Annotated in this window: 8 protein-coding genes; 5 read left to right on the forward strand and 3 right to left on the reverse strand. The window is 75.4% G+C overall.

Annotated elements, in window-relative coordinates; all coding sequences use genetic code 11:
* The 3 genes from EBM89_RS18460 to EBM89_RS18470 all read right to left on the reverse strand — a co-directional run.
* On the reverse strand, positions 1–590 hold a 590-nt coding region (locus tag EBM89_RS18460), incomplete at its 3' end, for a type I phosphomannose isomerase catalytic subunit (protein WP_369408669.1).
* A gap of 1 nt (position 591) precedes the next feature.
* Positions 592–1,662, reverse strand: coding sequence for a glycoside hydrolase family 130 protein (locus tag EBM89_RS18465; protein WP_369408670.1), 1,071 nt, complete (start codon positions 1,660–1,662; stop codon positions 592–594).
* Entirely contained in the window at positions 1,659–2,732 is a 1,074-nt protein-coding gene (locus tag EBM89_RS18470; RefSeq protein ID WP_122151093.1) for a LacI family DNA-binding transcriptional regulator, read from the reverse strand. Before EBM89_RS18470 ends, EBM89_RS18465 begins: the two co-directional genes overlap by 4 nt.
* A 313-nt stretch (positions 2,733–3,045) precedes the next feature.
* On the opposite strand from EBM89_RS18470, the gene EBM89_RS18475 reads away from it, so the two are divergent.
* The 5 genes from EBM89_RS18475 to EBM89_RS18495 all read left to right on the forward strand — a co-directional run.
* The gene (locus EBM89_RS18475) at positions 3,046–4,296 is read left to right on the forward strand and encodes an ABC transporter substrate-binding protein (protein WP_122151094.1); all 1,251 of its coding nucleotides are present in this window, start codon (positions 3,046–3,048) and stop codon (positions 4,294–4,296) included.
* A gap of 100 nt (positions 4,297–4,396) precedes the next feature.
* Positions 4,397–5,344: a carbohydrate ABC transporter permease gene (locus tag EBM89_RS18480; protein ID WP_122151095.1), complete on the forward strand. Its 948-nt coding sequence runs from the start codon at positions 4,397–4,399 to the stop codon at positions 5,342–5,344.
* Positions 5,341–6,267 (forward strand): carbohydrate ABC transporter permease, encoded by a 927-nt coding sequence (locus EBM89_RS18485; RefSeq protein WP_122151096.1) that lies wholly within the window; start codon positions 5,341–5,343, stop codon positions 6,265–6,267. Before EBM89_RS18480 ends, EBM89_RS18485 begins: the two co-directional genes overlap by 4 nt.
* 77 nt (positions 6,268–6,344) lie before the next feature.
* Positions 6,345–7,307: a DUF1861 family protein gene (locus tag EBM89_RS18490; protein ID WP_122151097.1), complete on the forward strand. Its 963-nt coding sequence runs from the start codon at positions 6,345–6,347 to the stop codon at positions 7,305–7,307.
* Positions 7,308–7,311: 4 nt separating this feature from the next.
* Positions 7,312–7,848 (forward strand): hypothetical protein (locus tag EBM89_RS18495; RefSeq protein ID WP_147463619.1); only part of this gene is annotated, 537 nt, incomplete at its 3' end.

The raw sequence follows: 7,848 nt of genomic DNA on the forward strand, positions 1-7,848 counted from the left end.
ACCCGGCGCAGCCCGCGCCGCAGCCGGTCCTCGGCCGGCCCCGGCGCCCGCAGCGCGGCGACCACGTCGACCAGCGCCTCCCCGCCGTGCGCCGGGAGCCTCTCGAGCAGGTCCGCGGCCTCGTCGGGCTCGCGCAGCCCCGCGAGGGCGAGCGTCGGGGCGAGCGCCACCAGGAGCTCGGGCTTGTGCCACGGGTCGGGGTAGCGCCGCTCGGCCGCGGGCACGCCGGCGGCGACCTCCTCGGCGTGCCGACGCCGGGCCCGCTCGGCACCGGGGTGCACCTGCAGGGACAGCGGCCGGACCGCGGCGAGCAGCTTGACCAGGTACGGCAGCCGGTCGCCGAACCGGTCGCGCACCCGGGCGCCGAGCAGGCCGGGCGCGTGCTCGCGCACCAGGACGTCCAGCGGCGCGGCCGTCCCGGGCGCCCCGTCCCTGCCGGGCGGGTCGAGCACGACCGACGGCGCCGCCGGGTGCGCCCCGACCCAGATCTCGGCGCAGGGCCGGCCGTCGGGCGGCAGCCCGAGGAGCCCCGGCAGCGCGTCGGTGGAGCCCCACGGGTAGTGCCGCACCGGGTTCGCGAGGCGGAGCACGTCAGGCCGCCCCGGGGACGCGGTCGAGGCGGGCGACGCCGATCCGGGCGTCGGCCATCCCGTAGAACACGTACGTGTCGTCCCCGATCCGCTCCGCGGCGGTCGGGAAGACGACGTCGGCGACCGTGCCGTGCCGCTCGTCGTCGGTCTCCGGCTCGAGCAGCGGCTGCTCGGTCCGTGCCACGACCCGGGAGGGGTCGTCCGCGTCCAGCAGCATCGCGCCCGCGCAGTAGCGCACGTCGTTGTCGGCGGACCACGGGTCCTCGATGTGCCCCGTCACCCCGTGGTGCAGCAGCAGCCACCCCTCGGGCACCCGCAGCGGCGCCGGCCCGGCGCCGATCTTCAGCGCCTCCCACGGCTGCTCGGGCCCGGCGAGGGGGCGCGCGCCGTGCAGCAGCGTCAGGGCGGACGGGTCCGCCAGCACCGCGGCGGCGTCGGCGTAGGCGATCCAGATGGACGGCCGAGGATCGTCGGTCGTGGACGGCGGCCACTCCCGCTCACCGCGCCGGACCAGGCCGAGGTCCCAGGTCGGCCGGTGCAGCACGGCGAAGCACGGCCGCCCGCCGGGGCCCCGGACCACCTCTGGCACCAGGACGACGTCCTTGTTCGGGTAGAGGTTGAGGTCCACGTCCAGGTCCGGGTCGTGGCGGAACAGCAGCGGGCCGAGGCGGTGCCACGTGCGCAGGTCGCGCGACGTGGCCACCGCGGTGCGCGGGCCGAGCGGGCCGTACGCGACGTACGTCATCACGTGCAGGCCGAGGTCGGGCACCCAGGTCGTGCGCGGGTCCTCGACCCCGGCGTTCTGCGCGCCGCTCTCCCACCGCGTGCTCGGCGCGAGGACCACGCCCCGGCGCTCGACGCCGACGGGCTCCCGGTCCGCCACCACCACGCGCGCGAGGCCCACGCGGGAGACGTTGCCGCGCGCCACGAGGCGCGGCAGCAGGTACAGCTCGCCGTCGGGCCCGCGCCCGGAGGCCGGGTTGAGCACGCCCTCGGCCTCGTCGGGGTCGTGCGGGTCGGGCGTCATCAGGGTGCGCAGCCGCGTGAGGGCGTACGGGACGGGGCGGGTCAACGGGTCTCCTCGATGGGGTGGGCGGCGGGTGGGGCGGTGGAGTCGCGCACGACGAGCCGGGGCGCGTCGAGGTGCACGTCCGTGGGGACCGCGGCGTGGTCGGGGCCGAGGTGCACGAGGTCGACGAGGGTCCGGGCCGCCTGCTCGCCCCAGGCGAACGGGTCGGTGCGGACCGTGGTGAGCGAGGGGCGGACGTAGGCGGACAGCTCGCCGTCGTCGAAGCCGACGACGGACAGGTCGCGCGGCAGCACCAGGCCCCGGTGCTGCGCGACCACCGTGCCCGCGACGGCCATCGTGTCGTTGCCGTAGACGACGGCGGTAGGTCGCTGCGCGGGTCGCAGGTCGAGCAGCTCGTGCGTGGCCCGGGCGCCGCCCTCGGCCGTGAAGTCGGCGGAGACCTCGACGCCCGGCGCCAGCCCGTGGTCCCGGGTCGCGCGGCGCCAGGCGTCCCGGCGCCGGCGCGCGTGCAGGTACCGCAGCGGGCCGCCGACGTAGGCGGTGCGCCGGTGGCCGAGCGCCGCGAGGTGCGCGACCACCTGCTCCACCGCACCGACGTCGTCGTGGCAGACGGCCGGGGCGGACGACGGCACGTCCGGGCGGTTCAGCGTCACGGTCGGCAGCCCGAGGTCCGCGAGCAGGTCGACGCGCGGGTCGTCGCAGCGGAGGTCCGCCAGCACGACGCCGTCGACCCGACGCCCCTCGGCCAGTGCGCGGTACGCGGCCGCCTCCGCCGCCTCGTCCGCGACGAACCGGAGCAGCACGGCGCAGTCGGCGTGCCCGACGCCCTGCTCGAGCCCGGCGACGAAGGGCGCGTAGAAGGAGTCGGACCGCAGCGTCGCGGGGACGCGCGCGAGCACGAGGCCGATCGCGTCGGCCCGGGACAGCGACAGCGCACGCGCCGCGCCGCTCGGGCGGAACCCGAGGTCCTGGACCGCCGCGACGACCCGGGCGCGCGTCGCCGGCGCGACGCCGGGACGGTCGTTCAGCACCATCGAGACGGTGCCCTTGGAGGTGCCGGCACGCCGGGCGACGTCGGTGATCGTGGCGCGCCGGCGGTCGCTCGCCGTCATCGTGGCTCCCGTCGTCGAGGGGCGGCTCGTCGGACCCGAACCGGTTCGGATCCATCCGACAACCTGCTACTCATCAGTGTCAACCCCCAGTTCAGCGCCTCGCGCTCGCGTGACGCAGCGCGGCGCGAGGACGGGGGTTGACACGGGAAAGAGCCTCATGAGTAGCATCGCCTGAACCGGTTCGGACGGACCGGTGGAGTCCCCTCAGCCGCAGCCCGACGGGACCCTGGCGCGCTCGGTGACGAGCGTCCGCCCGGGCCCGAACCCGCCACCCACCGGCCGCGCACCGACGCGCGCGCCGACGAGGAGACCCATGCGCCAGCGCCTCATCCCCCTGACCGCCGCCCTCGCCCTGCTCGCCGCCGGGTGCGGCACCGGAACCGACGGCACCGCCGCCGACGGGCCCGTCACCCTCACGGTCGCGACCTGGGCCAACGAGACCGAGTCCGACGAGCTCGACGCGATCCTGGACCGGCTCAACGCCGCGCAGGACACGTACCACCTGGAGCAGATGGTCGTCCCGGGCGGGGAGTACTACACCAAGCTGCAGACGATGATCGCCGGGCGGCAGTCCCCGGACCTGTTCTGGCTGTCGCAGGAGTACGTGCCCGCCTACGCGCAGAACGGCACGCTCACCGACCTCACCGGCCTGGTCGAGGACGCCGTGGACCTCGACGACTACCTGCCGGGCTCGCTCGACGCCGCGACCGTCGACGGCACCCTGTACGGCCTGCCGTGGATCGGGCAGCCCTACGTCGTCTACTACAACGCCGACCGGTTCGACGAGGCCGGGCTGGACGAGCCGGACGGCGACTGGGACTGGGCCGCGTTCCGCGAGACCGCCCGCGCGCTCACCGACGACGGGCGGTGGGGGTACGCCACGACCGGGACCCCGCCCCTCGCCCTGCACGCGTGGGGCGAGGGGGGCGACTACGTCGACGCCGCCGGCGAGATCGTCCTCGACTCCCCCGCGACGGTCGCGGGGCTCGAGAGCGCGCACGCGCTGATCAGCGACCCGACGGCCACGATGCCGCAGGCCCTCGCCCAGTCGCGGGGCGTCGAGTCCGCGTTCGTCGACGGGACCGTGGCCATGGTCGTCGGCGGCGCGGCCGACGACATCGAGCGCAAGGTCGCCGAGGCCGACGAGCCGTTCCGCGTCGGGATGGCGGTGATCCCGGCGGGCTCGGTCGCCCAGGTCACGTTCAACTGGACCGCGTCCACGGTGCTGTCGTCGACCGTCACGGACACCGCGGCGGGCGTCGACGCGCTGACTGACCTCACGCACGCGATGTTCGACTGGAAGATCCCGGCCCCGGTCGTCTCGCGCGTCGGCGACATCGCCGACGTGAACCCGCAGAAGGCCTACGCCGTTGAGGTGGTCACGCGGTCGGCCGAGATCGCACGCGGCTTCCACAACCTCCCGCAGCAGAACGAGCTCGGCGCCCTCGTCTGGGACGACCTCGAGGGGCCGCTGCTCAGCGACGGCGACGGGCGCGGGGTCGGCGACGTCGCCGAGCTCGCCGCGATCACGGCCGCCCGGATGCGCGCCGTCATCGAGCGCTGAGCCGCCGCACGCCGCCCCACGCCCCCGCACTCCGTCCCGGGACGGTGCCGAGCACCGGCACCGTCCCGGGGCACCCGCCGCACGCCCACCGGAGGACCCCGTGCCCGACCCCGAACCCCCGCCCGACGCCGCCGACCGCGCCGCGCGCGCCGCCGCCCTCGTCGCCGCGCGCCCGCGACGACGCCGGATCAGCCCGGCCTACGCCTACATCGCCCCGTGGTTCGTCGCCTTCGCGGTGTTCGCCCTCGTGCCGATGGTGATGTCGCTGGTGATGAGCCTCACCGACTGGCCCGTGATCGGCAGCCCCACCTGGCGCGGGCTCGGGAACTTCACCGAGCTCGCCCGCGACCAGCAGTTCTGGCGCTCGCTCTGGGTGACGGTCCGGTTCGGCGTCGTCTCCGTCCCGCTCGGGATGGCGGCCTCGCTGACCGTCGCGATGGTGCTGAACAGCCGGGTGCGCGGGCTCGGCCTGTACCGGACCGTCTACTACCTGCCGGCCGTGGTGTCGGGTGTCGCGGTCGGGCTCATCTGGCGCTGGGTGCTCGACCCGTCGGCGGGTCTCGTGAACGGCGCGCTCGCGGTGGTCGGCGTCCAGGGACCGGGCTGGCTCACCGACCCCGCGTGGGTCCTGCCGTCGTACACGATGGTCGCGCTCTGGGGAGCCGGCGGGGGCATGCTCACCTACCTCGTCGCCCTCAACGAGGTCCCGAAGGACCTGGGCGAGGCCGCCACGCTCCAGGGCGCCGGCTGGTGGGCGCGCCTGTGGTTCGTGACCCTGCCGCTGATGCGCCCGATCCTCTTCTACAACCTGGTGATGGGGATCATCGGCGCGTTCAAGAAGTTCAACGACGCGTACGTCCTCGGCGGCGCCGGCGGTGAGGGCAACTTCCTGATGCTGCACATCTACCGCACCGCGTTCGAGCACTTCCGGATGGGCTACGCCTCGGCGATGTCCTGGGTGTTCCTGCTCATCGTGCTCGCCGTGACCGGGCTGGTGTTCCGGTTCAGCGACTTCTGGACCTTCTCCCGCGGGAACGAGGAGTCATGACCGCCACCGCACCGGCGACCCGCCCCGCCGCCGATCGCGACCGCGTGCTCGCGACCGCCGCGGCCCGCCGCCGCGAGCAGCGCCGCCGCACCTGGCACCGGTCGGTCGCCAAGCACGTCGCGCTGTCGCTGGTCGCGCTGTCCATGCTGCTGCCGTTCGCCTGGATGGTGACGACCTCGCTCAAGGCCGACGGGGACGTCTTCGCCATCCCGCCGCAGTGGGTGCCCACCGACCCGCAGTGGGGGCACTACCGGGAGGTGTTCGAGGCGCTGCCGTTCGCCCGGTTCTTCCTCAACACCGCCCTGTACACGGTCGCGGTCATGGCGGGCGAGGTCCTCGTGTCGATCGTCGTGGCCTACGGCTTCGCCCGGTTCGACTTCCGCGGCAAGAAGCCGCTGCTGCTGTTCCTGCTCGGCACGATCATGCTGCCGGGCGAGATCACCATCGTCCCGGGGTACATCTTCTGGGCGCAGGTCGGCGACACCCTCGGGGTGCAGCTGATCAACACCTACTGGCCGCTCGTCCTCCCGGCGCTCGGCGGGCAGGCCGTGCACGTGTTCTTCCTGTTCCAGTTCTTCCGCGCGATCCCCCGGGACTTCGCCGAGGCCGCCTACCTGAACGGCGCGGGCTGGTGGACGATCCTGTGGCGCGTCTTCGTGCCGATGTCCCGCCCCGCCGTCGTCACCATCGCCGTGACGTCCTTCATGGGGACCTGGAACGCGTTCCTCGGGCCGCTCATCTACCTCAACGACGTCGAGAAGTTCACCGTGCAGGTCGGCCTGACCATGTTCCGCGGCCAGTTCGAGACCGACTGGCCCCTGCTGATGGCCGCGACGACGCTCTCCGTCATCCCGGTCCTGGTCCTGTTCTTCACGATGCAGCGGTACTTCGTGCCGTCCCGGGCGTCCGAGGCGGTCCGGTGACCCTCCCGCGCCCCGATCCGACCGCCCAGCCCCAGCCCGCCCAGCCCCACCCCGTCCCGACCGCGAGAGGCCGTGCCATGACCCCCACCGCCCGCATCGACCAGCTGCTCCCCGCGCACCGCGCGTCCGCCGCCCCCGCTCCCGCCGCGCGACGGCTGCGGTTCACCGGTGTCGGTGACCGCGACGTGTACAACGTCTCGGCGCCCTTCGCCGGGCCGGGCGGCGAGACGCTGCTCGCCGGCCGCGTCGAGCGGCGCGCCGACGAGCGCTCCGAGACGGTGCTGTTCGCCCGCGGCGCGGACGGGACGTGGTCGCCGCTGCCCGGCGCGGCGCGGCCGGCGCTGCAGGACCCGTTCGTCGTCGAGCACCGCGGCACCGTGCACCTGGGCGGTGTGGAGGTGGTGCCGGACGTCGGGCCCGACGGCGGCGAGACGCTGCGCTACCGGACGGTCGTGCTCCGGCTCGCCGACGTCACCCGCCCGGAGCCGGCGTTCACCGGGCCGTGGGGCATGAAGGACCTGCGGTTCGCCGACCTGCCGGACGGCCGGCTCGCGGTGCTCACCCGGCCCCAGGGCGGCGCGGACGGCCGGGGTCGGATCGGCGTGACGGTCGTGGACTCGCTCACGGCGCTCACGGTCGAGGCCGTCGAGGCGGCGCCCCGGCTCGAGCACCTCTTCCTCCCCGAGGAGTGGGGCGGCGTCAACCACGCTGTCCCGCTGCCCGACGGCACGCTCGGGCTGCTCGCCCACATCGCGCGGTTCGACGACGCCGGCGACCGGCACTACTACCCCGTCGCGTTCGTGCTCGACCCGACGGACCTGAGCCACACCGCGCCGCGGGTGCTGTTCGAGCGCCGCGACCTGCCGCCCGGTCCGGCCAAGCGGCCCGACCTCGCCGACGTGGTGTTCCCCGGCGGGCTCGTCACGGGTCCCGACGGGACCACGGTGTACTGCGGCGTCGGCGACGCGGAGGCGTACGAGGTCGACCTGCCGCCCGTGTTCGACACCGTGCTCGACCCCGCGTCCGACACCGCGGGTTGACCCGGTGCGCGCCGCCCGCCTCACCGCCCTGCCCCGGCCCTGGGTGGCCGTGCTGCTCGTGGTCGCCGCACTGGACCTCGCCGTCGTCGCCGCGGGCACCGTGCGGGGGGCGCCGGACCTCGCCGCGGGGGTCGCCCCGCTCGCGGCCGGGCTCGGCAGCATGACGCTGGTCGAGGACGGTGCGCTCGTCGCGGCCGACGTCGTCGTGACTACCGACGACCACGCGCTCGTCGTCGACGGCGCCGCCCGTACCGCGACCGCCGTCGCCCCCGGGGGCCGGTCGTCCGCCGTGGTGCTGGCCGGCGACGGGCTGGTGCTCGTCGCCGGCCGGGACCGGTGGGCGGTGCCCTACGCCGGCTCCCTCACCGCTCCCGAGCTGCGCACGCTGCTCGCCGGGTGGCCGCGCGCGCAGCGCGACGCGGCCCTCGGTGACGCGGTCGTGACCGGCGCGCTGGTCACCGCCCTGTCCAGCGCGGTGCTCGCGCTGGGCGTGCGCCTGGGGGCGCGCCTGATCGCGGGCGCGGTCGTCCCGCGCCCGCGC

Source organism: Cellulomonas triticagri, assembly GCF_003696205.1.
Taxonomy (GTDB): Bacteria; Actinomycetota; Actinomycetes; order Actinomycetales; family Cellulomonadaceae; genus Cellulomonas; species Cellulomonas triticagri.